General features: G+C 66.6%; 30 protein-coding genes and 1 pseudogene. 13 read left to right on the forward strand and 18 right to left on the reverse strand.

The window, feature by feature from the left end:
• Window positions 1-539 precede the first annotated feature (539 nt).
• Window positions 540-1319 carry a DUF881 domain-containing protein gene (locus CLV29_RS11135; protein ID WP_133755184.1) on the reverse strand — a complete coding sequence of 260 codons (780 nt, stop codon included), beginning with the start codon at window positions 1317-1319 and terminating at the stop codon, window positions 540-542.
• Between the two features lie 103 nt (window positions 1320-1422).
• On the opposite strand from CLV29_RS11135, the gene CLV29_RS11140 reads away from it, so the two are divergent.
• Complete coding sequence (locus CLV29_RS11140) at window positions 1423-1710, forward strand: cell division protein CrgA (RefSeq protein ID WP_133755185.1); 288 nt, start codon at window positions 1423-1425, stop codon at window positions 1708-1710.
• A 286-nt stretch (window positions 1711-1996) separates the two neighbouring features.
• Here CLV29_RS11140 and CLV29_RS11145 read toward each other — a convergent pair whose 3' ends face one another.
• The 4 genes from CLV29_RS11145 to CLV29_RS11160 form a co-directional block, all read right to left on the reverse strand.
• Window positions 1997-2836, reverse strand: coding sequence for an HAD-IIA family hydrolase (locus CLV29_RS11145; RefSeq protein WP_133755186.1), 840 nt, complete (start codon window positions 2834-2836; stop codon window positions 1997-1999).
• A gap of 46 nt (window positions 2837-2882) precedes the next feature.
• Window positions 2883-4355, reverse strand: a complete 1473-nt coding sequence (gene lysS / locus CLV29_RS11150) for a lysine--tRNA ligase (protein ID WP_133755681.1) — start codon at window positions 4353-4355, stop codon at window positions 2883-2885.
• A gap of 195 nt (window positions 4356-4550) precedes the next feature.
• Window positions 4551-5249 carry an HAD family hydrolase gene (locus CLV29_RS11155; RefSeq protein WP_133755187.1) on the reverse strand — a complete coding sequence of 233 codons (699 nt, stop codon included), beginning with the start codon at window positions 5247-5249 and terminating at the stop codon, window positions 4551-4553.
• A gap of 114 nt (window positions 5250-5363) precedes the next feature.
• On the reverse strand, window positions 5364-6074 hold the full coding sequence (locus CLV29_RS11160; protein ID WP_133755188.1) for a dihydrofolate reductase family protein: 711 nt from the start codon (window positions 6072-6074) through the stop codon (window positions 5364-5366).
• A 612-nt stretch (window positions 6075-6686) separates the two neighbouring features.
• On the opposite strand from CLV29_RS11160, the gene dnaB reads away from it, so the two are divergent.
• Window positions 6687-8045 carry a replicative DNA helicase gene (gene dnaB, locus CLV29_RS11165; RefSeq protein WP_133755189.1) on the forward strand — a complete coding sequence of 453 codons (1359 nt, stop codon included), beginning with the start codon at window positions 6687-6689 and terminating at the stop codon, window positions 8043-8045.
• Between the two features lie 137 nt (window positions 8046-8182).
• On the opposite strand, the gene CLV29_RS11170 is transcribed toward dnaB, so the two are convergent.
• Window positions 8183-8647, reverse strand: a complete 465-nt coding sequence (locus CLV29_RS11170) for a hypothetical protein (RefSeq protein WP_133755190.1) — start codon at window positions 8645-8647, stop codon at window positions 8183-8185.
• Between the two features lie 264 nt (window positions 8648-8911).
• Between CLV29_RS11170 and CLV29_RS11175 the strand changes: the two genes are divergently transcribed.
• Window positions 8912-9334, forward strand: coding sequence for an OB-fold nucleic acid binding domain-containing protein (locus tag CLV29_RS11175; RefSeq protein WP_133755191.1), 423 nt, complete (start codon window positions 8912-8914; stop codon window positions 9332-9334).
• A gap of 252 nt (window positions 9335-9586) precedes the next feature.
• Window positions 9587-9934 (forward strand): peptidoglycan DD-metalloendopeptidase family protein, encoded by a 348-nt coding sequence (locus CLV29_RS11180; protein ID WP_166649241.1) that lies wholly within the window; start codon window positions 9587-9589, stop codon window positions 9932-9934.
• A 98-nt stretch (window positions 9935-10032) separates the two neighbouring features.
• Here the strand turns inward: CLV29_RS11180 and CLV29_RS11185 are convergent, their stop codons facing one another.
• Window positions 10033-10398 (reverse strand): DUF5997 family protein, encoded by a 366-nt coding sequence (locus tag CLV29_RS11185; RefSeq protein WP_243831897.1) that lies wholly within the window; start codon window positions 10396-10398, stop codon window positions 10033-10035.
• 38 nt (window positions 10399-10436) lie between these two features.
• Between CLV29_RS11185 and CLV29_RS11190 the strand changes: the two genes are divergently transcribed.
• Window positions 10437-11087, forward strand: a complete 651-nt coding sequence (locus CLV29_RS11190) for a LysR substrate-binding domain-containing protein (protein ID WP_133755193.1) — start codon at window positions 10437-10439, stop codon at window positions 11085-11087.
• 15 nt (window positions 11088-11102) lie between these two features.
• On the opposite strand, the gene CLV29_RS11195 is transcribed toward CLV29_RS11190, so the two are convergent.
• Window positions 11103-11447, reverse strand: a complete 345-nt coding sequence (locus CLV29_RS11195) for a hypothetical protein (RefSeq protein WP_133755194.1) — start codon at window positions 11445-11447, stop codon at window positions 11103-11105.
• Window positions 11448-11520: 73 nt separating this feature from the next.
• Between CLV29_RS11195 and CLV29_RS11200 the strand changes: the two genes are divergently transcribed.
• Window positions 11521-12009, forward strand: a complete 489-nt coding sequence (locus CLV29_RS11200) for a hypothetical protein (RefSeq protein WP_133755195.1) — start codon at window positions 11521-11523, stop codon at window positions 12007-12009.
• Between the two features lie 46 nt (window positions 12010-12055).
• On the opposite strand, the gene CLV29_RS16495 is transcribed toward CLV29_RS11200, so the two are convergent.
• The 7 genes from CLV29_RS16495 to CLV29_RS11230 form a co-directional block, all read right to left on the reverse strand.
• Window positions 12056-12436, reverse strand: coding sequence for a hypothetical protein (locus tag CLV29_RS16495; RefSeq protein ID WP_208292925.1), 381 nt, complete (start codon window positions 12434-12436; stop codon window positions 12056-12058).
• Complete coding sequence (locus CLV29_RS16500) at window positions 12373-12957, reverse strand: SDR family NAD(P)-dependent oxidoreductase (protein WP_208292926.1); 585 nt, start codon at window positions 12955-12957, stop codon at window positions 12373-12375. Before CLV29_RS16500 ends, CLV29_RS16495 begins: the two co-directional genes overlap by 64 nt.
• A gap of 37 nt (window positions 12958-12994) precedes the next feature.
• Window positions 12995-13516 carry an ASCH domain-containing protein gene (locus CLV29_RS11210; RefSeq protein WP_133755196.1) on the reverse strand — a complete coding sequence of 174 codons (522 nt, stop codon included), beginning with the start codon at window positions 13514-13516 and terminating at the stop codon, window positions 12995-12997.
• Window positions 13516-13764 carry a DUF2630 family protein gene (locus CLV29_RS11215; protein ID WP_133755197.1) on the reverse strand — a complete coding sequence of 83 codons (249 nt, stop codon included), beginning with the start codon at window positions 13762-13764 and terminating at the stop codon, window positions 13516-13518. The genes CLV29_RS11210 and CLV29_RS11215 overlap by 1 nt, the downstream gene beginning before the upstream one ends.
• 52 nt (window positions 13765-13816) lie before the next feature.
• Entirely contained in the window at window positions 13817-14827 is a 1011-nt protein-coding gene (locus CLV29_RS11220; RefSeq protein ID WP_133755198.1) for an RNA polymerase subunit sigma-70, read from the reverse strand.
• A gap of 52 nt (window positions 14828-14879) precedes the next feature.
• Window positions 14880-15296: a VOC family protein gene (locus CLV29_RS11225; RefSeq protein WP_133755199.1), complete on the reverse strand. Its 417-nt coding sequence runs from the start codon at window positions 15294-15296 to the stop codon at window positions 14880-14882.
• A gap of 175 nt (window positions 15297-15471) precedes the next feature.
• On the reverse strand, window positions 15472-15954 hold the full coding sequence (locus tag CLV29_RS11230) for a hypothetical protein (RefSeq protein ID WP_133755200.1): 483 nt from the start codon (window positions 15952-15954) through the stop codon (window positions 15472-15474).
• Window positions 15955-16168: 214 nt separating this feature from the next.
• On the opposite strand from CLV29_RS11230, the gene CLV29_RS11235 reads away from it, so the two are divergent.
• The gene (locus CLV29_RS11235) at window positions 16169-17596 is read left to right on the forward strand and encodes an MGDG synthase family glycosyltransferase (protein WP_166649242.1); all 1428 of its coding nucleotides are present in this window, start codon (window positions 16169-16171) and stop codon (window positions 17594-17596) included.
• Here CLV29_RS11235 and CLV29_RS11240 read toward each other — a convergent pair.
• A complete protein-coding gene (locus tag CLV29_RS11240) occupies window positions 17583-18557 on the reverse strand; it encodes an arsenic resistance protein (protein WP_243831898.1) in 975 nt (324 codons plus the stop codon). The two genes, CLV29_RS11235 and CLV29_RS11240, sit on opposite strands and share 14 nt — an antisense overlap.
• Before the next feature lie 248 nt (window positions 18558-18805).
• On the opposite strand from CLV29_RS11240, the gene CLV29_RS11245 reads away from it, so the two are divergent.
• From CLV29_RS11245 to CLV29_RS11255, 3 genes and pseudogenes are all read left to right on the forward strand, one after another.
• Window positions 18806-19822, forward strand: a complete 1017-nt coding sequence (locus tag CLV29_RS11245) for a LacI family DNA-binding transcriptional regulator (protein WP_133755202.1) — start codon at window positions 18806-18808, stop codon at window positions 19820-19822.
• Between the two features lie 36 nt (window positions 19823-19858).
• Window positions 19859-20143 (forward strand): annotated as a pseudogene (locus CLV29_RS17225) (NAD(P)-binding domain-containing protein); the annotation flags it as partial.
• 556 nt (window positions 20144-20699) lie between these two features.
• Complete coding sequence (locus CLV29_RS11255; RefSeq protein WP_133755203.1) at window positions 20700-21542, forward strand: prephenate dehydratase; 843 nt, start codon at window positions 20700-20702, stop codon at window positions 21540-21542.
• Window positions 21543-21601: 59 nt separating this feature from the next.
• Here the strand turns inward: CLV29_RS11255 and CLV29_RS11260 are convergent, their stop codons facing one another.
• Complete coding sequence (locus CLV29_RS11260; protein ID WP_133755204.1) at window positions 21602-22030, reverse strand: Lrp/AsnC family transcriptional regulator; 429 nt, start codon at window positions 22028-22030, stop codon at window positions 21602-21604.
• A 183-nt stretch (window positions 22031-22213) separates the two neighbouring features.
• Here CLV29_RS11260 and CLV29_RS11265 point away from each other — a divergent pair, with 183 nt between their 5' ends.
• Both CLV29_RS11265 and ctlX read left to right on the forward strand, forming a co-directional pair.
• Entirely contained in the window at window positions 22214-23248 is a 1035-nt protein-coding gene (locus tag CLV29_RS11265; RefSeq protein WP_133755205.1) for an ornithine cyclodeaminase, read from the forward strand.
• A gap of 3 nt (window positions 23249-23251) precedes the next feature.
• Window positions 23252-24274 (forward strand): citrulline utilization hydrolase CtlX, encoded by a 1023-nt coding sequence (gene ctlX, locus CLV29_RS11270; protein ID WP_208292927.1) that lies wholly within the window; start codon window positions 23252-23254, stop codon window positions 24272-24274.
• 86 nt (window positions 24275-24360) lie between these two features.
• Here ctlX and CLV29_RS11275 read toward each other — a convergent pair whose 3' ends face one another.
• A complete protein-coding gene (locus CLV29_RS11275) occupies window positions 24361-24864 on the reverse strand; it encodes a hypothetical protein (protein ID WP_133755207.1) in 504 nt (167 codons plus the stop codon).
• A 264-nt stretch (window positions 24865-25128) separates the two neighbouring features.
• On the opposite strand from CLV29_RS11275, the gene CLV29_RS11280 reads away from it, so the two are divergent.
• Window positions 25129-25833, forward strand: coding sequence for a DNA alkylation repair protein (locus tag CLV29_RS11280; RefSeq protein WP_133755208.1), 705 nt, complete (start codon window positions 25129-25131; stop codon window positions 25831-25833).
• The last annotated feature ends 46 nt before the right edge of the window (window positions 25834-25879 follow it).

Below are 25879 nucleotides of genomic sequence, written 5' to 3' on the forward strand. Positions count from 1 at the left end.
TCGGCATGATGACCCCAGTCCAATACGAGCACCACCTACACCAGACGGCTACCCTGGCCGCCTGACCACGTGTCCGTCGAACGGGGTCAAGCCCACACCACCGCCGATCGAGTGTGACGTTTGTCTTGTTGGTGGGCGATCGCTGCATCGGTCCCGGGCGGGGCAATCGCTGGATCGGCGGCAGCCAGGTTGCCCAGGATGAGTCCCTCCCAGAATCAGTCGCAGCCCAGGATCAGTCCCGCCCGCCCAATCACTCGTGCCCCTGGTCAGCCACACCCCAAGATCAGCCACGCCCAATCAGTCGCACCCAAGATCCGTCCCGCCCAATCAGTCGCGCCCCTGGTCAGCCAAGCCCCAGGATCAGCCATGAAGCGAGGCGCAGAGGGTTGGTGCTTACGCACGGCGCGGTGTCCTGCACTGCGCGCAGCCCACGTTGTTGCGCGAAATTATCCCCTGAGGGCAACAGGTTCACGATCCGGCCCCGCTCCCACGGGCGCCGTCGGCTGCCAGGAGGTAGGCCCTCGCGCCGAGCGGCGGATTCACCCGGGCTGGGCGTACCGCAGATCGGCTCCGCCCTCATGGGCCGGCATCTCCACCTCGACGAGGGGTTCCTCGCGATAGCCGAGCTGATAGGCCTCGGAATACTGCCGGTAGATCTGCAGATGCCGATCGGCGGCCAGTGATTCCGACATCCGGGCCGGGTCACCGATCGCGGTGATCACGTACGGCGGCGCGTAGGGCCGTCCGTGCAGCACCACGGTGTTGCCGACACATTTGATCCCGGTGGTGGTGATCACCCGTACCCCCTGGATCGTCACCGCCTCGGCGCCGGCGGCCCACATCGCGTTGGCCACCGCCTGGATGTCTTGTTGGTGCACCACCAACGCGTTGTCGGAAGCGGCGGACTCGATCATCTCCGAGGGTGCGTCGGTCAGGGTGACGCTGAGGGCAGGGCCGACCACGGGGGTCATCGCGGCTGCTGCCTCGGCCTCGGCGAGTTGGCGCTGCAACTCGGGGTCGTCACTGTCGGTACGGGTGAGCGTGTCCACCTCGTCCCGCAGGGCAGCCGCCCGGGCGGTGAGGTCGGCGTTCCGCGCCGCCTGGGACTCGATCAGGCCGATCAGATCGGTCTGCCGGTCCGGCCGTAGGTCCTGGCCGCGGGCATTGATCGCCGAGACCGAGATCATCAACCCGCAAAGACAGGCCACGGCCGCGGTCAGCACGCGTCGTCCCCGACGCACCCGGTGGGTCTGCGTACCGGTCGCTGGGGGGTCGGCCGGGGGTTGTTCGGTCGGGTCGACGGATCCCGAAACTGTCATCGAACCCCTCCCATTCCCGATCCTTGCCGCCCGCAGGGATACTCGAGTGTGACCCGAGCGCCGTGGTGAACTACGCTACAAGGCGCATCAGCAAGGAGGAGCGTTGCCCGAACCCAAGGTACGCAAGAGCGCAGCCGAGAAGAAGAAGGTTGCGGACACCAAGGCCAAGGTCGCCAGTCGCAAGGACAAGGCCGCCAAGGCCCCCGGCGCAGGCAATCGGTGGGTGCCGATCGTCTTCATCGTGCTCGGTCTGCTCGGTGTCGCCTGGATCGTGGTGTTCAACCTGGCCGCCAGCCACATTCCTCCGATGTCGGCACTCGGCAACTGGAACTACCTGATCGGTATCGGGTTGATGGCCGCCTCGCTGATCGTCGCCACCCAGTGGAAATGACCCAGGGTTACTGACCTCGGGTACGACCCCGACACCTGGGCACGGATCGCCGTCGACCGGGTTGACCGTGCCTGCAGCGCCGTACCCCGCCGGGTCCGCTGCATCTCTACCGTTACCGCTGGATCACCCGCCCCGGTCGAACCCCGGGTTGCCCGGTGCGACTGAGCCCAGTGACTGACCCGGCGCGAATGTCCCCTGCCTCAGCACCAAGGCCGAGAAGTGGGGACCTCAACCCTGCCGGGGCCACGCACCTACTCGATGGCCCACCTCAATCGGCATCGACTTCTCAATTGGCGTCCAGTTCGTCGGTCTCCGGCGGCAGCAGTTCTCCCACCAGCGGTACGACATCGGCGATCGAGTCCATCACCCGGGTCGGCCGGAACGGATAGCGCTCGATCTGGCCGGCCTTGGTCGAACCGGTCAACACCAGGATGCTGCGCAGCCCGGCCTCGATCGCGGAGATGATGTCGGTGTCCATCCGGTCACCGATCATCATCGTGTTCTCCGAGTGGGCGTCGATGGTGTTCAGCGCCGACCGCATCATCAGCGGGTTCGGCTTCCCGACGTAGTACGGCTCCACCCCGGTCGCCCGGGTGATCAGTGCCGCCACCGCGCCGGTGGCCGGCAGCGGACCCTCCTGGGACGGTCCCGTGGCGTCGGGATTGGTGGCGATGAAACGCGCACCGTTGTCGACCAGCCGGATCGCCTGGGTGATCTGGTTGAAGGAGTAGGTACGGGTCTCCCCCAGCACCACGAAGTCCGGGTCGCGGTCGGTGAAGACGAACCCCGCCTCGTGCAGCGCCGAGGTGAGGCCGAACTCGCCGATCACGAAGACCGAGCCTCGCATCGAACCGGCATTGGCGGCGAGGGACTGTTCGGCCAGGAACTGGGCCGTGGCCAGGGCGGAGGTCCAGATCCGATCCTCCGGCAGGGTGATACCGGAGGCGTTCAACCGTGCCCGCAGGTCCCGCCGCGAGTAGATCGAATTGTTCGTCAGCACCAGGTACGGGCGGTCGTAGTGCTGCAGCGCGGCGATGAACTCGGCCGCACCGTCGATCGCATGCTGTTCGTGGACGAGCACACCGTCCATGTCGGTCAGCCAGGAACCTATCGGTCGAGCGTTCATCTCTCTCCTCCTCGGGTGCCGCCGTTGGCGCCCAGTCCGGTGTCTCTCAGCCTTCTCGTCGCGGTTTCAGCAGTGGGAACAAGATCGTCTCCCGGATGCCGACGCCGGTGAACAACATCAACAACCGGTCCACCCCGAGTCCGAGACCACCCATCGGCGGCGCGCCGAACTCCAACGCAGCAAGGAATTCCTCGTCCAGCTGCATTGCCTCGGGATCGCCGGCGGCGGCGGCCAGGGACTGGGCGGTCAGGCGTTCGCGCTGGATCACCGGGTCGATGAGTTCGGAGAATCCGGTCCCACGTTCCATACCCCCGATGATCAGGTCCCAGGCCTCGATCAGTCGTTCGCCGTTGCGGTGCGGGCGGGCCAGCGGCTGGGCAGCCGGCGGGTAGTCGCAGACGAAGGTCGGCTGCAGCAGCCCGGGTTCGACCAGCTCGCCGAAGAGTTCGATCACCAGCTTCTCGGCGTCCCAGGCAGGGTCGACGGTGAGGTCATGATCATCGGCGATCCGGCGCAGCTCGTCGGCGGTGGTGTCGGGAGTGATCTCCACCCCGACCTTCTCCGACAGCCCGGGATAGACACCCAGCCAGGCCCATTCCCCGTCGAGGTCGATCACACCGTCGGGAGTCTCGATCTGCCGACCACCCAGGACATCGGCGGCATTGACGATGATCGACTGGGTGAGTTCGGCGATGCTGTGTTGATCACCCCAGGCCTGGTAGGCCTCCAGCATCGTGAACTCCGGCGCATGGGTGGAGTCGACACCCTCGTTGCGGAAGACCCGGCCGATCTCGTACACCCGGTCGGCGCCACCGACCATCGCCCGCTTGAGGTAGAGCTCCAGGGCGATCCGCAGCGTCATGTCGGTGTCGAAGGCGTTCAGGTGGGTATGGAACGGGCGGGCCGCCGCGCCGCCGTGGATCGGTTGCAGGATTGGGGTTTCGACTTCCAGGAAGTTGCGCGAGTCCAGGGTCTGACGGATGCTTCGAGTCACCTTGGCCCGGTCCCGCAGGAGGTCGCGCGCGGCCTCGCGTACCGTCAGATCGACGTAGCGCTGACGGACCCGGGTCTCCTCGGCGAGCTCCTTGTGCAGCACCGGCATCGGTCGCAGCGCCTTCGACGCCATCTGCCAGCTGCTGGCCATCACCGACAGCTCGCCACGGCGGGAGCTGATCACCCGGCCGGTGACGGCCACATGATCACCGAGGTCGACCAGCGATTTCCAGTCGTCGAGGGCTTCTTGTCCGACCTCGGCCAGGGACAACATCACCTGCAGCCGACCGGCGGGATGTTCGGTGTCGAAACCGTCCTGCAGGGTGGCGAAGCAGAGCTTGCCGGTGTTGCGGATGAAGACCACGCGGCCGGCGACGGTGACCACGTCCTGGGTCTCCTCGCCGGCGGTCAGGTGACCCCAGATCTGACGTACCTCACCCAGGGAGTGGGTACGGCCGACATCGACCGGATAGGGCGGTCGCCCGCTGCCGGCCAGCTGCTCGCGCTTCGCGGAACGGAAACGCATCTGCTCGGGCAGGTCGTCTGCCTCGTCTTCTGTCGGGATGGCGGCGTCATTCACCCGACCAACCCTACCGGCGAGCAGACCTTCCGCGGATCCGCAGGCCTGCGTCGACGCGGGCCGATCGTGAGCGCATCCGGACACTCGATGGCCGAATCAGGCACGATCGAGCCGATCCGACGATCGAGTGGCAGTTTTCGCTCACTCGGCTCGATCAGCCGACTCCGCGGGCACCACCCGGATCCGGCCGTCGACGACCTGCCAGGCGACCGCCGACAGGTCATCGACCACCAGGTCGGCGGCCAGCACCTCGCGCGGGTTGGTGGTGACCACGGCCAGGGTGGCGCAGCCGGCCGCCTTGGCACCGAGCAGGCCCTGCGGCGCGTCCTCCACCACCAGACAGTCCGTCGGATCCACCCCGAGCTGGCGGGCGGCGAGCAGGAACGGGTCGGGGGCCGGCTTGCCCCGCTCGACCTGGTCGGCGGTGACGAGCACATCGGGGGCCAACAGTTCGCTGGCGCGCAGGCGCGCCTGGGCCAACGGCATGGTGCAGGAGGTCGCGATCGCATGCGGTGCGTCGGCCAACTCGATCATGGCCCGTTCGGCACCGGGCAACGGCACGACGTCGTCGACATCGGCCAGTTCGAGCTCGGTGATCCGGTCGACCGCGGCGGCGTGCTGGTCCGGCGGGAGAAGTTCGGCGACGATCGCCGCCGCCGGCACCCCGTGGTGCCCGCTCATCTGTTCGCGGGTGAGCTGGTACTCGATGGCCCAGGTGGTCCAGGAACGGTTCACCGCCGGGGTGGAATCGATCAGCGTGCCGTCCATGTCGAAGATGACGGCGGCGAAGTCGCGGCCGCCGAAGAAGCCGGTCGCCTCATCGGGCTGCGGACTGGGCATGGGTGTCTCCGATCTGGTCTGGCTCCGACACCGATGTCGTGCACTGCGTACGGGGCCAGCCTGCCATGCACACCTGCGCCGACGGCGGGTGCGTCCGGCGTACCGACCGCTGGTTCAGTCTCGTCGGCGCACCCAGCGGGCGAACAACGTTCCGTCGTGGTGCAGCAGCCGGGCGAGGTCGAAATCGCGTTGGAGTGTCCGGTCGTCGATCGCCAGCCGGGAGCCGGTACCGAGGACCGTCTTCGGTGTCGTGGTCAGGCAGAGTTCGTCGACCAGGTCGGCGGCCAGCAGCCGCCCGAGGGTACGCGGCCCGCCCTCGCTGAGGATCCGGTCGTGTCCGCGCTGCCGCAGGGCGGTGACGGCCGCGGCGAGGTCGAGCTCGTCGTCGCCGGCGATGATCAGTTCGGCTGCTTCGGCCAGTCCGGTGGTGGGTGTGGCAGCGGCGGGGACGATCAGCAGCGGGGTGGTGCCGGTGAAGGCCGGGCCGGCGGGATCCAGTCGCCCGGAGTTGCTGAGGATCGCCAGCCGGGTCCCGGGGTCGGCACCGAAGGCCGCTCGCAGGGCGATCTGCTGCTCGGGGATCCGGAGCGGTCCGTACCCCTCGGCACGGATGGTGCCGGACCCGACCAGCACCACCTGCGCCTGCGCGCGCAAGGTCCACAGGACCTCCTGGTCGGCGGGACTGGTGAGGGCACCCACGTGTCCGTCGAGCTGGGCCGCCCCGTCGAGGCTGGCGACCATGTTCGCCCGCAGGTACGGCCCCGGCCCTCTCTCGTAGGCCGAAACCGGGTCGATCGTGACCGGCTCGGGGAGGAGTTGCTGCACGGGCCCAGATTAGGTTCCGATCGCGGACGGGTGGCTCTGGCTCGCGGGGCTGACCGCCGGTCGGCGTCGGCATCGGCGCGCCCGCAGCGCCCGGGCGTCGATGATCATGCTGTGAGTCAGTGATGGCGCGGTGAATGCCTCCGACTCCGTCCACAGACCCTTGGGATAACTCACCGGTAACCCCGCGCTGTACACCCGTTGCAGGTGGCTGTCAAACAGTCCCAGGAGTCGATCAGACCACTCGAAGAAAGTTTCTACCCACAATCCGCTGTGATCGTTTCCCCTAGTCAAATGCCACTTCTCAGTGTAATCCGGTGACTTGTCCCCACCTACGTGAACAGGCGATGCACAACTCGCCGGAGTGTCTCCACACCTTTCCCCCGGTTGTCCACAATGCCTGTGGACAACCGTGTTGGTGGGTCGCCCTCCGAGGACTACGGTGGGCCGAGTTCAGATCAACCACAACTGTGTCCGGCGCGCTGACCAGGCGATGTCAGAGCTCCTGCCTACGCTGGAAGTATCGCATCGCAGGAGGCCTCCGAGCCGGCGCAGACGGTGGTCTGTTCTGCCGTCACGACGGCATCCGGGGTTCCACATGGAAGGAGTTTGGCGTTGAGCGTTGCAGAGGTTCGCAGCTTCGAATCCGCACCGCCCCCACCGGACCGGACTCCCCCACAGGATCTTGCCGCCGAGCAGAGCGTGCTCGGGGCGATGATGCTCAGCAAGGATGCGATCGCCGACGTGGTCGAGGTCGTGAAGGGCGCCGACTTCTATCGCCCGGCCCATGAGTTCATCTACGAGGCGATCCTCGATCTCTACGGCCGGGGTGAGCCGGCCGACGCGATCACGGTGGCCTCGGAGCTGACCAAGCGCGGTGAGATCGGCAAGGTGGGCGGCCACCCGTACCTGCACGATGTGATCGCCTCGGTCTCGATCGCGGCGAATGCCGGCTACTACGCCCAGATCGTCCGGGACAAGGCGATCTTGCGGCGGCTGATCGAGGCGTCCACCCGGATCGCCCAGATGGGGTACGAGGGCGCCGGTGACGTGGCCGATCTGGTCGATGAGGCGCAGGCGACCATGTACTCGGTGGCCGATGGCAAGACCAGCGAGGACTATCAGCCGCTGAGCGAGCTGATGGAGTCCACCCTCGACGAGATCGAGGCGATCGCCAACCGATCCGGTGAGATGGCCGGCGTACCGACCGGCTTCGTCGAGCTGGACGAGCTGACCAACGGTCTGCATCCGGGGCAGATGATCATCCTCGCCGCCCGCCCGGCAATGGGGAAGTCGACGCTCGGCCTGGACCTGGCGCGGGCCTGTTCGATCAAGAACGGGATGACCTCCTGCATCTTCTCCCTGGAGATGGGCAAGTCCGAGATCATCATGCGCCTGCTCAGCGCGGAGGCGAAGATCGCGCTGAACAACATCCGCAAGGGCATGATGACCGACGACGACTGGGCCCGGCTGGCGGCGAAGATGTCCGACATCTCCGAGGCCCCGCTGTTCATCGACGACTCGCCGAACCTGACCATGATGGAGATCCGGGCGAAGGCGCGCCGATTGAAGCAGCGTCACGACCTGAAGCTGATCCTGATCGACTACATGCAGCTGATGACCTCGGGCAAGAAGGTCGAGTCCCGGCAGCTGGAGGTCTCGGAGTTCTCCCGCCAGATCAAACTGCTGGCCAAGGAACTCGAGGTGCCGGTGGTCGCCATGTCCCAGCTGAACCGTGGTCCCGAGCAGCGCAACGACAAGAAGCCGATGCTCTCCGATCTGCGCGAATCCGGCTCCCTGGAGCAGGACGCCGACATGGTCATCCTGCTGCACCGCGAAGATGTCTACGACAAGGAGTCGCCCCGCGTCGGCGAGGCCGACTTCATCGTCGCCAAGCACCGCAACGGCCCGACCAAGACCATCGGTGTCAGCTTCCAGGGCCACTACAGCCGGTTCGCCGATATGCAGCACTGATTGGATTCGCACCCTACGTCAGGTGTCGCGGTCGATTCGATCAAGAAGATCCGAACCTGTTTGCGATCGAGCCACGATTCGGCGGCTGCCAACATCCACGCAACCGAAGATCGGCGTCGCAGCGCGGTCGGTTTGGCTCAGGCCAGGACGGCGACGCCGAGACTGGCGAGGATGCCGAACACGATCGCCCAGACGATGATGCCGATGCCCTGCCAGATCAGCACCTTGGTGGTCGAGGCGCCGAGACCGACGAGCGCCGGGGCGGTGAACTGGTTCGGTACGACCATCTGACCGATCAGGCCAACACCCGGTACGCCGAACCGGTCGACCAACTTCTTGATCTTCAGCTGCCGCGGGGTGGACACGCGTTTCTGATCGAAACTTCCGCGGGCCTTGCCTGCACCGACGACCAGCAGACCGGTGCAGATGAAGTTTCCGATCGCTGCCACGATGATCGCCACGGCGAGCGGCAGACCGGCAATCACACCGAGCGCCGAGGCCCCGTGGGACTCCAGGAACGGGATGGCGCCGACCCCGGCAACCACCAGCACCTGGATGATCTCCGGCACGGTCGACATGAATTGCTGGATGGACTCGATCACTGATCTCTCCTGGGTCCCTGAGGGGTTGGTTCGTTGACAGGAACCAGCCTCTCCCGAGACATCGCGTTCGAGCCGTGTACCGAACATCAGCTGGGCTGAGCGGCTACGCGGTGCACGGTGACATCCGTCATGTATGCCGCGTCCGCCGACGACCTCGAGTCGAAGGAGCGCTCTCCGACCGTCGTTCGAACCGGACCTGCCCGATTCGGCCGGGGCAACTGCTCGGCCGATCGGGGTGTCAGTGGGCCACTGAAGACTAGGGCCATGGCTGACGACGATTGGGTACGCGCGGGCTCCGATGAACACCGGGCGCGGGAACGACGACGTAGCCGGCAAAGACTGCAGCCCGTCCCGGACCCGGTCAGCATTGCCGATGCGATTCGCCAGGGACGGTCCGGTATGCAACGAGCTGTGATGGTCACTGGCGTGATCACTCGGCTGGCGGAGAAGCGCACTGATCACGATGAACCTTGGGCGATCATGGAGATCACCGATGAGACAGGTGCGATCGATGTCCTGGTCTTTCCCCTGGCCCATGCTCGGACACAATGGAACGGGCTGGCCTCGGGCGCCCGCGTGCAGGTCTTTGGGAACGTCAGCGACCGTCCCGATGCGGTACCGGAGATCGCCGCCAAAGCGGTTTCCAGCCGGCTTCCTGAGGAATCCGAGGGACGGAAAGATGCTTGAAATGACTCCGAGTGATCGATTCGACCTTCATCGCCACGTTCATGAAGCGGGCCAGAATCACCCACTGTGCCGCGACAGCAACGGAATCCGGACTCTACCGATCATTGTTCTCCCGGGCATCCGGACGGTCACCACACCGCGAGCAATTTCACCGACCCCGAGACGAGCTATTCCGCCGACGGGGCCGCTGATTACGGTGTCGCTGCCGGCACCCCGATCAAGCCCCGCCTCAACGGGCCGTCCAATCTGGAGTTGAAGGTTTCCAAAGTCGCACCCTCCTGTTCCGGAGGCGGCGGTGGCACCGGTGTCCAGGTCGAGGTGAGCGAAGGATCGGAGGTGATCGGCTTCGTCTCCTACCTGCACCTTTCCGATGTGGATGTGGAGGTGGGCGACGTGGTCGACTCCGACACCGTGCTGGGTGAGATCGGGACCGGCTACACCCAGGACGAGAACTGCTGGACCGGACCGCACCTGCACCTGGAGGGGTTCAACCGAGCCGATTACAGCTGCTGGGCCACCCCCTCCAGCGTCAGCGCGGGTTCGACCCTCGGACGCATCGGCGGCAGCGATGTCGGTCAGGCCGGGACGGCCTGCCCCTGACCTCTTGGGGGCCGGCTGCACAACCCGGCCCACTCCGCGGACCGGCACCGCCGGGCGTCCACCGCTCGGCGGTGCGGCAGGTCTACCCACATCCGCCGCTACTCCGCGTCGGGTCGCCGAGCCTTCAACCGCGCGTTCTCCGCGCTGACCTCGCGATAGGTCTCCCGCTCCCGGCGCAGCCACTCCGGCGGATCCGCCAGCAAGGCGCCGATCTGGTCCGAGTCCAGTGCCTCGGTGACACCGGCCCGGGACAGGCCCGAACGCGAGACCCCGAGCTTCTGCGCCACGACGTCGCGCGGGTACGGGCCGTTGGCCCGCAGCTCGATCAGCCACTGCGGCGGATCTGCCCGGAGTGCATCCAGTTCCGCCCGGGTGATCGACGTCTGCTGGAACTCCGCCGGCGCGGCAGGCAGGTAGATCCCAAGCTTGCCGGCAGCGGTCGAGGGCTTCATGGTCTGGCTCACTCCCCCACACTATCCGCGCCGGGAGTAGCCTGCCTGGGGTGACCGATCAGCCCGACCCGCCAGCCGCGCCGCTTCGGATCGGTTTCGTCCCCGGAGTCACCTTGACCAAGTGGCGACGGATCTGGTCCGAACGATTCGGCCGCCGCCCCTTGGAGGTGGTCGAGGTCGACGCCGCCGCCCAGCGGGAGGTGCTGGACTCCGGTCAGTTCGACATGTGTTTTGTCCGACTACCAATCGAGCGCGACGACCTGCACCTGATCCCGCTCTACGACGAACTGCCCGTGCTCTGGTTGTCCAAGGAACACCTGCTCAGCGCCTTGGATGAGATCACCGCCGATGACCTCGCCGAGGAGGATGTACGTACCGATCCGAACCCGATGAACATCGACCTGACCGCCGCCCAGCACACGGTGCTGCACGTACCGATGTCGATCGCCCGCACCCACAGCCGTCGCGACCTGACCTATCGGCCGATCGTCGACGCCAACCCGCCCACCATCGGGCTTGCGTGGCGTACCGACAACAACCATCCGATGATCGACGAGTTCATCGGCATCGTCCGCGGTCGGACGGCGAACAGTTCACGGACCGCTCAGGAACGCCAACCCGAGAAGCCCTCGAAGAAGAGCGGCAAGCGGGCGACCGATCGGGACAGACAACAGCGCCGGCGTCCGCGGCACCGGCGCTGATCGACCCGAGGATCCTCAGTGCCAGGTGAACGCCACGATCGCGTTCACCACGGTCACGCCGGCTGCCGCCAGGGCGAAGGTACGACTCGGCTTGTCCTTCTTGTACCGCGCCTTGCCGACCTCGGCCAGACCGACGACGACGATCGCCAGGATCAGCTTCACTGCGATCTTGGCATGGTTCAGCTCGCCCAGATGCCCGACCTCGATGATCCCGACCAGCGCGAGACCGATCAGCAACTGGATCCGGGCCGCCCAGACCTGGACCGGATGTCCGCTCCTCAGCGGGACCACGGCGCCGACGATGATCGCGACAGTGGCGATCATGTGGCAGACATAGAGAATGATGCGCAGCGTGTCCATGGGCGCAATCTACGACGTTCCGCAGCGGAGCCACATGTAGGCACCCCTGCACGGGGTACGGCAGACTGAACTGGTGAGAATCGAGGAGGAACAGATGTCGGAGACGACGATGGACGCGGCCGCCAAGCAGCGGGTACGCGAGGCCCTGCTGGCCCAGTTGCAGGCCCAGCTCGAGGCCTCCCAGGAGAGCATCGCGGTGGAGACCGAGGGGGCGCAGATCGACGAGGAGGACGACCACCGCGAGGACGACACCGCGCAGTCCTACGAGTACGGCGACAAGGCCGGTGTCCTGGAGGAGTTCGCCGCCGGTCAGGAGCAGCGCGCCGAGACCGCCGAGGACCTCGACTTCTCCCTGACCGACGTCGTCCGTCCGGGTGCGATCGTCGGTTTCGACGGCAACCGCTACATCGCCGGCGTGGTCTCCGATGCCTTCGACGTCGACGGCATCACCTATGAGGGGATCTCCGCCGACGCCCCCGCCTACCAGGCGCTGGAGGGCAAACACCTCGGCGACGGCTTCTCGATCGGCGACCGGGGTCACACCATCGACTTCCTGGCCTGACCTCCGGGCCGCCCGCCCGATCAATCAGCCCGATCAGTCAGCCCGATCAATCAGTATGCGTGGAAACCCGCGTGGCGGGCTGGAGGTCATAGGCGGCCTGTGCCGTCTCCGGACGCCGCCCGTCGTTCAGCAGGCGATCCCACTGACTCTCGGTCTGCGCCCGGATGTCGTCGACGGTGCTGGCCGGTAGTACATGGCGATAGGCCGTGTCCTTGCCGGCCAGTACGTCGAGGGTCACCTGGTAGACCTCTTCGGGATCGAACTGCTCGTGCGGGAACGCCAACTTCGCGTAATCGACCGACCGTGCGGCCGGATCGTCGATCCAGGACTTCCAGGTCTCGAACATGGTGTCGTTGAAGCCGGTCAGGAACGGTCCGGGATTGATCGTGGCGATCTGCGCCCCGTGTTCGGCGAGCTCCTGGTCCAAGGCATCGGCGATTGCTCCACGGCATGTTTCGATCGGGAGTAGGCACCGGTGAAGAGATCGGCGGTCAGCCCGGCCACGGAGGACATGAAGATGATCTTCCCGCCACCCTTTGCGATCATGTTCTTGGCGATCCCCTGGGTGAGCAGGACCGGTCCGAAGACATTGACCTCGAACTGCCGGCGAAGATTCTCCGCCGGGATGTCCACCGCTGAGCCACCTTCGGCGATGCCGGCATTGTTCAGCAGGACGTCGACATCCCACCCCCAGGCCTTGCGCCGATCGCCTTCGTCGGTCACGTCGAGCTTCTCGATCCGAAGGTCGACTCCCCGTGCACTCGCCTCGGCGCGCAGCGCGCCGACCTGGGCGATGATCTCCACACCGGCGATCACCTCGCTGCCCTGTTCAGCCAATCGCAGCGCCACTTCCTTGCCGAAGCCGCTGCCTGCACCTGTGATCAGGTACGTGCTGGACACGATGATCACTTCCCGTCGATAGAGGACGCGGTGTTCCCGCTCCTCCACCATGGCACGGTGGACAAACCAGCCACTCCGGTGGGGCTCAGCTGTAGAGCACCCGGAACCGTTCCAGCACGACCGGCATGTCGGGGCTGAAACCGCCGTGGGAGAACTCGGTGAAGAACCGTCGGTGCTCGGTCTGCCAGTGTGCCAGCGACCGGTCACCCTCTCCCTCGAGACGGGCGTGTTCGGCATCGACCTGGTCGAACGGGCGTACCTCCACCGCGGTGGTACGGATCAGCGCCCGCGGCCGACCGCGACCGTCGACCACGATCCCGAGGTCACCGACACTCGGCACCGGCTCGTCGGCGGCCTGGTAGTCGGCCAGTGCGGAGGCGGTCGCCGTCTTCACCCCGTCGACGATCAGTTCGGCCAACGCGTCCTGCTGTTCGGGCGTACCGCCGAAGGCCATGGTGGGCGGCGGCAGGGTTTCACCGGTGGTGACGCCGAGGTAGCCGGGCAGCGGATTCGCCCGGGTCGCCAGGTGCGCCCCGGCCCAGAACTCGGCGACCAGATCGGGTCCCGGGCTCCCGGGCTCCGGAGCATTGTCGTCCGAAATCGCCATCAGCCCTGGTAGTCCTCGACCTCCGCGGCCGGTCGCAGCTTCGCGTCATCGGGGTCGCGGCCGTACTGCCGGTCGGCCTGCCGCTGCCGCAACAGGTCCCACAACTGGTCGAGCTGGGTCTCCAGGGCAGCGATCCGCTCGTGTTCGGTATCGCTGGAGATCCGCCCGGCCTGCAGGTCGGCGCGCAGCTTCTTCTCCTCAGCGATGGCGTCGGTGATCTGGGAGTGGATCGTCGAATCGTTCGTCATGAACCCATTCTCCTCCTCGCTCACCCTCTTCCACCATCCGGCCGGGTTCCGATCACGTCTGCCACGAACCGACCACACTCGTCCGTCGATCGGATCCGTCCAGGACGATCGGCAACCCGGCCAGGCGGAACCACTGGGGTTCGAACCATCCCGTCACCTGGTCGACCAGACCGTCGCGGTCGACCCGCAGCACCTGGAACTGGAACGCCTCGAACTGGGAGCCCTTGCGCAGGTACATACCGACCGCGGGTTGTCCGTTCGCCCGCGTCGGCAGGTACCGAAGTTGATCCGGGCCATGGCTCGGGCAGTGGGTCCAGGACAGTCGCGCCGACGCCTCGGCGCCGACGTACCACCGGTCGAAGGGCGGCATCTGCCAGGTCACCTCGTCGGCCAGGCTGGCGACCACGGCGTCGAAGTCGTGGTCCTGGAAGGCCGCCACGAATCTTGCGACGGCCACTTTCTCGACCTGCGGATCGACGGCCTCGCCCGTACCGTCCGCGGCTTCGCCGACCATCGCCCGTGCCCGGTGCAGAGCGGAGTTCACCGCGGCCACCGTGGTCTGCAGCGTTTCGGCCGTCTCCGCCGCGCTGTAGCCGAGGACTTCCCGCAGCAACAGCACTGCCCGCTGATTCGCGGTGAGCTGTTGGAGGGCGGTGGTCCAGGCGATCGTGATGTTCTCCTGGGCCAGGAACCGCTCCTCCGGGGTCGGGTTCGCGCCCTGCCACAGGTACGACTCCGGCAGCGGCTCGACCCAGTTGACGTCACTGCGCAGGTTCAGTGGCGCGATCGGGTCCCCGGCAGGAGTGCCCAGATCCGTCGGCAGCACCCGCCGGGAACTCGACGCGAGCGCGTTCAGACAGGCATTGGTGGCGATCCTGTACATCCAGGTCTTCACCGAGGCCCGGTGGTCGAAGGCACCGAATCCGCGCCAGGCCCGGAGATAGGTCTCCTGGACCAGGTCCTCGGCCTCCGTCGTGGAGCCCATCATCCGATAGCAATGCGCCAGCAGCTGTGCCCGCAGCGGCCCGGCCGCGCTCTCGAAGGCTGCCTCGTCGGTGCTCATGCCCCATTCTCCCCTTTTGTCCGTCGCCGGCGTTGCCGGGTTCGGCGGCGGATCAGTTCGACTCGGCCGCCGCGCTCGGATCGAAGTACATCCACTCCCAGACGTGGCCGTCCAGATCGGTGAAGGCACGCGAATACATGAATCCCAGGTCCTGGCTGCAGTTGCGCACCTCGGCGGCGCCGAGGCCGATCGCCTTGTCGACCTGCTGATCGACCTGGTCTCGCGAGTCGGCCGACACGCAGAGCAGTTGCTCGTGGGTACCTGGCTCGTGCGGACGCCCGTCGTGGAAGGAGTTGAAGTAGCTGCGTTCCAGCAGCATGACGTGGGTGTTGGAGTTCACCCGCATGGTGTGCGCCTTCCCCTCCTGGCACATACCCGGGTCGAACTCGTACCCCAACTCGACGAAGAACTGCTGTGCCTTGGCGGTGTCGACGACGGGAAGGTTGATGAAGGTCATCTGGTTCTGCATGGTCGTACCTCTCGGGTCTCGGCGCTGCCGGTTCGCTGCGCCCTCATCACTACAGACCGGCCAGGTACGCCGAACTCATCGCACTCGGCTGACATTCTTTTCGCCATGGTGCCCGGGGCCCACCGACATGTACCCCGGCCCTCGCCCGGGGTACATGATCATCGGCCTCACCGGATCAACTGATCAGGAACTCCTCGAACTGGCCGTAGTCGTTGGTGAAGCTCAACGTGGTCGTCCCCGGGGTGACGTGGTTGCTCATCGCCACCTCGAAGGGCAGCTTGCCCGTGACACACTCACCCTCGGCCAGGAAGACCTCGCGCGGGAACCCCTCGTCGTCACTGATCATCTCGGACTCGATCCCGTCCCAGGGCTTCACCTGCCGCCCTTCGGTGCCCTCCTGGCTGACAGTGAAGTCGTCGTGGGTGACCGTCACCACACCATCGCGATCACCGGCCGGGAGGTCGTCCAGGCAGACCTGCACCTCCGCCACCATCGCCTGCAGCACATGGTCGCCGAGACCGGAGTAGCGCACCTCCTCGAGCTGGATGGTGAGCGCCTCGTCCGCTGGCGCCGCCTGTGCCGGCACGGCTCCCAACCCGAAGGCTCCCAATGCAGCGATGGGGGCAACCAGTGCGGTGATCTTCTGCGGCATGCTCATCGTTCTCCCTCTCCTCGCAGCCGACCTCGGTGGCCGGTCCTACTGAATGCGATGTCGATCCACCCGGATCGGTTCGCTGGCGAGTGGGCCCAACCACCACGAGATCGCCGATCAGCCCGCTGTCGCAGCCTCAGATCGCTGTCCGGATGGTGAACAAACACTCCTGCCGAAACGAGACAGGGCTGCCCTGAGCCCACCCGGTTACGATGCGCTGATGGACCGCAAGGTGTTGATCCTCAGTGCCAGCGTCGGCTCCGGCCACAACAGTGCCGCCGCCGCGCTGGAGACTGTGCTGCGCAACAGCAACGACGTCACCCAGGTCCGCCGGGTCGACGTGCTGCAGACCACCCCGGACCTCTACCGCACCCTCTATGACGACGCCTACTTCAAACTGGTCGAGGCCGCGCCATGGCTGGTGAGCTGGCAGTACGACCTGAACGAACCGCCGTTCAAGCTCGGTGGCACGGCCTCGATCTGGGACCGGCTGAACACCACCGCGATCTCCCGGTCGATCCGCGAGTTCCACCCCGACCTGATCCTGTGCACGCACTTCCTGCCTGCCCGGTTGATCTCGCTGCTGCAGACCCGGGGCGTCCTTCACACCCGGATGGCGGTGATCACCACCGATTACGACTTCCAGGGTCTGTGGTTGCCGAACACGTTCTCCCGCTTCTTCGTGGCCCGCGAGGAGACCCGACAACATCTGATCACCCTCGGCGTACCCGCTGACCGGGTGGCCACCTCCGGCATCCCGGTGCGCCACGAACTCGGCCGTCCGGTCGACCGCCCCGCCGTGCTCGACCGGTTCGGCCTGAGTGGAGAGGTGCCGGCGGTGCTGGTGTCCGCCGGTGCCGCCGGGGGTGCATATGCGACCACGATCGTGCAGCAACTGCTGCACCGGCCCGAACCCTTCCAGGCGGTCGTCGTGTGTGGTCACAATGCCGAGCTGAGGCAACAGGTGGATGCCCTCGTGGCCGGACACACCGATCGGTTCACGGTGCTCGGCTACACCACCGAGATGCCCGATCTGATGCGTGTGTGCGATCTCTTCGTCGGCAAACCCGGGGGGCTCAGCGCCTCCGAGTGCATGGCCGCCGGACTGCCGATGGCACTGATCGATCCGATCCCCGGCCAGGAGGAGCGCAACAGCGACTACCTGCTGGAACGTGGTGCTGCGATCCGCTGCAACTACGACACGACGATCGGCTGGAAGGTCGGTGAGCTGCTGGGCGACCCCGAACGACTCACCCGGATGTCGGCCGCCGCCGCAGCGACCGGTCGGCCGCATGCGGCCGGTACCGTCGTCTCGCAGATGCTGACCGATACCGATGACTCCTTGTGGATCAGTCATGGCGCCCAGCGTTCTCTCCTGCTCGCCAGCGAGGACGGGCTTGCGGAGCTGGATGCCTCCCGCCGCGTGACCGCCCTGCACGATCCCGAATCCGGGCGTTCGCTGGCGCTGATCACCAGGTCCCAGTTGGATTCCTTGCAGCGCGCCACCCGTACCGACCATCCGCAGGAGATGACCGTCGACCGGTCGAGGATGCGTGGCCTGCGGAGCCTGCGGGTGGACCCGTTCCTGCTGCTCACCCTGCACCAGATGCTGGGTGACCGATCGCAGATGACCTTCAGTCTGAGCTGACCCTGGGCCTCCGCTCGGGCAGCACCCGGGGCAGGAGTCGGACCATGATCACCATGGCCACCAGTTCGACCAGGGTCTGGGTCACCACCACCAGTGGCGCCATCGACAGACTCTGCGGCAACGCCAGCGCCAGCGGCAGCACGACCAGGGAGTTCCGGGTGACCCCACTGAAGATCAGCGCCCGACCATCGGCTGCCGGCAGCCGGGCCATCCGGGCCGTGGCCAGACCGATCAGGTTCATGATCACGACGAAGGCCGCATAGACACAGACAACCTGCCACAGCTGCCCGAGCCGTTCACCTACTCCGCGGATCTGGGAGCCCACCACCGTTGCCAGGGTGATCATGAGCAGCGGCACCATCGCCGCCTGCATCAACTCCTCGAGCTGACGGGCGAGGCCGAGGCGGAGCCGCTGGACCACGGCCGCGGCGGCCAGCGGCAGCAGGATCAACAGGCAGAAGGCCCGGAGGAAGGGCTGCGGGTCGATCATCGCGACGGCGCTCGGTCCGAGGAACAGGACGAAGCAGACCGGTAGCAGCACCAGCTGCCCGATCATCAACAGCGGTGTCACGGCCAGCAGTTTGTCCGCAGACCCTCCGACCAGTCGGCTGAAGACGATCACATAGTCGACGCACGGAGCCAACAGCACCAGGAGCATTCCGACCAGCAATGCCCGGTCGGCAGCGACGAACCGGGAGAGACCGAAGACGATCAACGGCACCAGCACGAAGTTGAGCACGCTCAGCGAGCCGAGAAAGCGCAGGTCGGTCCAGGCTGCACCCAAGCGGTCGAACGGCACGCTCAGGAAGGTGGCGAACAACAGCAGGCCCAGGGCCGGCTCGATGGCCACCTCGGCAATCCGGGCTCCGGGCAGGAACCACCCGCCGAGGATTCCGGCACCGATGGCCACCAGGTACAGCATCACCTGATGGCGTTCGGCGAGGGCGGCGAACCGGGACACATCCCGATCCTAAGGAATCGGCGTGCCCGGGGTGCTCGGAGCCGAGCTACGCGATCGACGGCCTGCCGGGCCGTCGCCGATCGAGGATCTCCGACGGGTCGGTCGACAGCGGGTACAGGGAGGTCTCGATGTGATGCCGGTTATGACATCGCTGTCACCATGTGTGAAGCTAGCACAGCCGCAGTGACCTGCACCACCCTCGGCATGATCAAGGAGCCCGACGACGTGCGATCCAGGAGAATCACAGGATGAGCGAAACGACCACCGTGACCCCCCAACGACGGGTGACCCTGGCACAGGTGGCCGAACACGCCGGAGTCAGCCTGAAAACGGCCTCCCGCGCACTCGGCGGCGAACCGCATGTCACCGATCAGACCCGTCAGCGGGTGCTGTCGGCGGCCACCACGCTCGGCTACCGCCGCAACACCGCAGCCAGCCTGTTGGCCAGCGGCCGGGTGGCCGAGCTGGTCGGGCTGGTCACCGGTGATCTGACCAACCCGTTCTACGCCGCCCTGGCTCAGGGCCTGGAGGACGTGATCGATCCGGCCGGGGTGCAGCTGAACGTCGCCAGCACCCGGGAGGATCCCGAACAGGAGTGGCGACTGGTCCGCGACCTGGCCGATCTTCGGGTACGCGGCCTGGCGATCGTCTCGGCGATGGATGATCATTCCCGCTATGCCGAACTGCAGGCCCGCGGAATCGAATTGATCTTCGTCGACCGGCCGGCCCAAGGCGTCAGCGCCTGCTCGGTGATCTCGGACAACCTCGGTGGCGGCCGGGCCGCCGCGACGCACCTGCTGCAGCACGGACACCGCCGGATCTCCTTCGTGGGTGACTATTCCTGGCTGCACACCTATCGGCAGCGAGTCGACGGCATGGGCCAGGTACTCGACCCCGAGGCCCCACAGTGGCGGGAACTGATCCGCGACGGGGCCCATGACTCGGCCACTGCTCGTCGCCATGTACTCGAACTCGAATCGAGCGACCAGCCGCCGACGGCCTATGTCGCCGGCAACAATCGGGTCCTGCTGGGCATCCTCGAGGCGTTGAGCACCACCCGGGAGGATCGCCCGATGCCCGCGGTACTCGGTTTCGACGATGTCGAATGGGGGCCGGTGATGCAGCTCAGCGTGGTGGCGACCGACCCGTACCGGATGGGGCGTCTGGCCGGGGAACAACTGGTCGCAGGCCCGAGCGCCACCGAGGAACCGCTGGTCGTACCGACATCGCTGATCGCGCGCGGTTCCGGGGAGCGGCAGTCGTGACCCAGCCGGCCCGAGCTGTTGCTGCACAATGACGCCATGACATCGTCACACCCCGACAGCATCGGTTTCATCGGTGTCGGAGAGATCGCAGCAGCCATGGTCGACGGCCTGTGCAGACAGCAGGATCCGCCGATGATCATCCTCTCCCCGCGTGGGGCGGACACCTCGGCGAGGCTGGCATCGGCCCATCCGAACGTGAGCGTCGCGGCCGACAACAGCGCCGTCGCCGAACAGTCCTCGACGGTGGTGCTGGCGGTACGACCGGACCAGGTCCACGATGCCCTGTCCGGTCTGGTCTTCGGCCCCGGAACGACCCTGATCAGCGCGGTGGCCGCGACATCGATCGCCACGCTCACCGGTCTGGTCGGTGACGCGGTGACGATCACCCGCTCGATCCCGATGCCCGCGGTCCGGCACGGTTGCGGGGTGACCGCGATCCATCCCGACGAACCGGTGACCAGCAGCTTCTACGAGACCCTCGGCACCGTCGTCCCGGTGGATTCCGAGGATGCCTTCTCGACCCTCTCGGTGTGCAGTGCGACCGTCTCGACCATGCTGGGTTACCTGGCCGAGATCGGCGCCTGGGCCGGTGAGAACGACGTGGAGCCTGAAGCCGTCGACGCGTACCTGAAGGGCATCTTCGCCGGAGTCGGGGAGGAGATCGCCGACCCCGCCACCGGCCTGGACGAGCTGGCGAAGGGGCACGAAACCCCCGGGGGACTGAACGAGCAACTGCGTACAAGTTGGTTGACCCGGCAGAACCGGTCGGCATTGCGAACCGCCCTGGATGCGGTCCGGCGCCGGACCACCCAGGGCCTGACCACCCAGGGCCTGACCACACAGGGCAGGGGGCCGAACGGCTCTACACTGACCAGCCGTGGACACCCTCCGACGCATCGCCTATCAGGGCGAACCCGGCTCCAACTCACACACGGTGTGCGCCAAGTACTACCCGGACGCAGAAGCCATCCCCTGCGCCTCCTTCGAGGATGTCTTCGCCCTCGTCGGTACGGGCGGCGCCGAGCTTGCCATGATCCCGATCGACAACTCGATCGCCGGCCGGGTGGCCGACATCCACCAGTTCCTGCCGACCTCGGGTCTGCACATCATCGCCGAGCACTTCCTGCCGATCCGGTTCCACCTGATGGCGCTTCCCGGTACCTCACTGGACCGGATCGAGACCGTGCACAGCCACATCCACGCCCTTGGACAGTGCCGGGCATTTCTGCGTACCCACCGATTGACCCCGGTGATCTCCGGCGACACCGCCGGGGCCGCCCGGGAGACCAGGGAGGCCGGTCTGGTCAGCCAGGCTGCGATCGCACCGGAACTGGCCGCCGACATCTACGGGCTGGAGATCCTCGAACGCGATGTCGAGGACGAGGCCCACAACACAACCCGTTTCGTCGTCCTCTCGCGCGACCTGGTGGAGGCAGCCCCGGACAACGGACCGGTGGTGACCAGTTTCGTCTTCCGCGTCCGCAACCTGCCCGCGGCGCTGTACAAGGCGCTCGGCGGGTTCGCCACCAATGGCGTGAACATGACCAAACTAGAGTCCTACATGGTCGACGGGCAGTTCACCGCCACCCAGTTCCTGGCCGAGGTGGACGGTCACCCCGCACATCAGGGTGTCCGTCGGGCACTGGAGGAACTGCGCTTCTTCACCCATGAGGTGAAGATCCTCGGCGTCTACCCCGCCGCACCCGACCGCGTGTCCTGACATCACGGCAACACGCCGAGAACGACCGGCTTCGACCCATCGCGGCCGATCGAGGCAGCTCAGCGCAGGACGCTGGACAGCAAGAGACTGGTCTCGCTGTTGATCACGCCGTCGATCGACCGGATCTGACCGAGCAACCGGTCGAAGTCACCCAGATTGGCGGTCCGCAGTTCGGCCACCAGATCCCAACTGCCGTTGGTGCTGTGCAGGGAGGTGATCTCGGAGAAGCCCCGCAACCGCCGGATCACCGCATCGATGCTGCGTCCCTCGACCTCGATCAGCGAGACCGCGTGGATGGTCAACGGGTCGGCCTCCCCGCGTACCCGCGCGGTGAAGCCGATGATCGTCCCCTCCTCGACCAACCGGGCGATCCGGGCACCGACCGTGGCCCGGGAGACCCCGAGCTGGCGGGACAGTGCAGCAGTGCTGGCCCGACCATCCTCCCGCAGCGCCGAGAGCAACCGACGATCCAGATCATCCAGAGCCATGGCCGCACTCTACTTCACAGATTGACCAACAAGAGCTATCGATCTGTGCAGAATCCTGCGATAAGTCGATCACTCTTGCGGTTGCCCTTGCACATCGACCAAATCTAGCCTTGAAGGACCGTCGGCCGGCGAGGTTGCCGCCCCCGGCGTACCCTGCGAGATCCCGAGCTGCGAGGAGCGACCATGACCACCTTCGTCGACGTACCCAATATGGTCCGTTGGATCAGCGACCGCGGTGTCGCGAACATCATCGGCGGCATGGCCGAGTACATCCGGTCTGATTTCACGCGCTGGGAGCACTTCGACAAGACCCCGCGGGTCGCCAGCCACACCCCCTTCGGCGTGATCGAGCTGATGCCGACCAGCGACGGGGAGACCTACGGCTTCAAGTACGTCAACGGCCACCCCGCCAACCCGGCTCGCGGCTTCCAGACCGTCACCGCCTTCGGGGTGCTGGCCGATGTGCACAACGGTTACCCCACCTTCCTGACCGAGATGACCCTGTTGACCGCGCTACGCACCGCCGCCACCTCCGCTGTGGCCGCGAAGGCCCTGGCTCGCCCGGACTCGCAGGTGATGGCGATGGTCGGCGCCGGTTCGCAGTCGGAGTTCCAGGCCCTGGCGATGCGGGACGCGCTGGGCATCGACACCCTCCGGGTCTTCGACGTCGACCCTGACGCGACCGCGAAACTGGTTCGCAACCTCGAACCCCTGGGATTCACGATCACCGTCTGCGGATCGGCCGCCGAGGCGACCCGTGGCGCCGACATCGTCACCACCTGTACGGCCGACAAGGCACTGGCCACGGTCCTGCACAATGCCGATGTCGTTCCCGGGATGCACCTGAACGCGATCGGCGGGGACTGCCCGGGCAAGACCGAACTCGATCCGCTGATCCTCGACCGGTCGGAGGTGAAGGTCTTCGTCGAATATCCGCCGCAGACCTTCATCGAGGGTGAGATCCAGCACAAGAGCCCCGACTTCGGTGTCACCGAGCTCTGGCAGGTCCTGACCGGTGCGGTTCCGGGCCGCGACAGCGAAGAGCAGATCACCCTCTTCGACTCGGTCGGTTTCGCCGTCGAGGACTTCTCCGCGCTGCGCTACCTGCGCGACGATGTCACCGGTACCGACCTCGCCGACGAGATCGATCTGATCGCCGCACCTGAGGATCCGAAGGATCTGTACGGTCTGGTCGGCGCGTTCTCCCCGGTCGGCTGAGTGATGCAGCGTCAGGCACCGGGGGCGGTGATCATGATCCGCCCCCATCACTTCCGACCCAATCCGCAGACCCGTGCCGACAATGCTTTCCAGTCCCCCACCGACCGCTCACCGCGCGCTGTCGCCGCGACCGCCTTCGCCGAGGTGACCGCCGCTGCCGAACGCCTGCGTGGAGCCGGGGTCGAGGTCCATCTGTTCGACGACCATGATCACGGACGCCCCGACAGCGTCTTCTGCAACAACTGGTTGTCGACCCACGCCGATGGCCAGGTCGGGCTTTTCCCGATGTATGCGCCGAATCGTCGCAGCGAGCACCGGTCCGACGTGCTGGAGTTCCTCCGTACCCACTATCGCGTCGGCCGGGTCACCGACTACTCGCCCCTGCAGGCCGAGGAGGTCTTCCTCGAGAGCACCGGCGCGATGGTTCTCGATCATGAGTTCCGGACCGCCTACACCGCCCGCTCGCATCGCGCCGACCCGTACCTGCTGGAACGGTTCTGCACCGACTTCGGCTACCGTCCGGTGATCTTCGACGCCCTGGACGGCGCCGGCGTGCCGATCTACCACACGAACGTGATGATGGCGATCGGCACCGAGTTCGCGCTGATCGGGCTGGATGCGATCGCCGACCCGGCCCGCCGTACCGAGGTCGCCCTCGGACTGTCCGCCGACGGTCGACGAGAGATCGTCGAGCTCTCCATCGAGCAGTTGCAGCAGTTCGCCGGTAACGCCCTGGAGCTGAGTGCCGGCAGCCATCGCATCCTGGCCATGTCCACGACAGCCCTGGCCGCCCTGACCGCCGATCAGCGACGGGTGATCGAGAAATCGGCCGAGATCGTCGCCCTGTCGGTGCCGACGATCGAACTGGCCGGTGGTTCGGTGCGGTGCATGCTGGCCGGGGTGCACCTGCCACCCCGCGACGACCCGCGCGCACCGACCTCGGCCGATCAGCACCAAGTTGATCATGGATCGGTTGACGGAGGACCGGTTGATCATCACCACGACCGGGAGTGCGCCGACAGCTGAGGACAGACGCGAGGGCCCGGGTGTCGATCACCCGGACCCTCGTGCAGTTTTCGGTCAGCCCCTGTTCGCCCAGCGAACCGAACCGATCAGTGGGCCTGGATCGCATCGTCGAGGGAGAAGGTCTCGACCTGGCCGAGCCCGGAGTCCCAGACGACCTCGTTGTCGGCGATCGTGCTCCCGTGATTGACCCGGATCGGCAGGTTGCCCTCGGCGCACTCGCCGACCCGGTAGCTGCCACGCTCGGGGAAGTCTCCGGAAGCCTCGTCCGGGCCGGCCTCGATGCCGTCCCAGGCATGTGTGGTCTTGTCGTCGTTCTCCTCGATCACCACACCCCACGGCTGGATGCTGATCTGCGACCACCCGTTGACCGAGGTCGGGTTCTCCGCGGTCACACAGACCTTCGCCGGGACGTTGTAGATCGTGTAGGTGTCCTGTTCGCTGTAGACGATGGCACCGGTCAGCTCGACCGAGTAGTAGTCCTCGCTCTCGACGGGACCGGCGCTGGCCGGGGTGGCGGCCAGGGCGCCTGCGGCCAGAGCGGCCGGGACAGCGGTGGCCAGGGCCAGGGTGCGGAGCTTGGGAGCGTTCATGATGTGCATTCCTTTCGTGGTTTGCCTACAGCTGCTTCGAGTCCCCGCCTGGCCGGGAAGTTCGGAGAAGACCGTGATCTTCCGGCTCCTGACGCCCACCGGCCCGCGTCTCAGGCCGCCGTGGCAGGCTCAGCGACCGATCCGGCAGCGCCACCAACATGGTCCACATCGTGGGATCCGGATCTGCGCCAGCCCGGCTGCCACCGGTCCACCCTGGTCGACGCACACGGATCGTTCCCGGTGGTGCTGCGGCAGAATCCCGCCATGGACGCACCCACTCGCGCCGAACACCTCCGCCGGCTGCTCGACGCCGCAGCCGACCCGGGGATCGCCGCAGGCCAGCAGGCCTACATGAAATCGGCGATGCCCTTTCGTGGGGTACGGATGCCTGCGGTGCGCCGGATCGTCCGGGATGCGCTGGCTCCCCGGTCCGCGATCCCTGCCGGTCCCGGAAAGGTGTCCAGCGATGATCTGTTGCCGATCGCGACCCTGCTGTGGCGCGGTGCGCAGTTCCGGGAGGATCGCTATGCCGCGATCACCGTGCTCGACCTCCCACCGATACGAACCTCACCGGCGACGATCCCGCTGAGCCGGGAGATGATCACCACCGGTGCGTGGTGGGATCTGGTCGATGCCACCGCGAGCCATGTCGCAAAGGTGCTGCTCACCCATCGTGACGAGCTGACTCCGCTGATGTACGACTGGGCCGGTGACGACGACCGCTGGCTGCGGCGATCCGCGATCATCAGTCAGTTGGGTGCGAAACAGCGCATGGACCGGGTGCTGTTGCACTCGGTGATCGAATCGAATCGCACCGATCCCGACTTCTTCATCCGCAAGGCGATCGGTTGGGCGCTGCGCGACTTCGCCCGTACCGATCCCGACTGGGTGCGGGCCCTGACCGACCAGGTGGAGCTGAGTCCGCTGTCGCGTCGCGAGGCCCTGAAGCATCTGCACCTTCCGGTCTGACGACGAGGATCTCCCGCCGCGCGACCGCGCCTCAGCCCGGTAGCTC

This window comes from Naumannella halotolerans (assembly GCF_004364645.1).
Taxonomy (GTDB): Bacteria; Actinomycetota; Actinomycetes; order Propionibacteriales; family Propionibacteriaceae; genus Naumannella; species Naumannella halotolerans.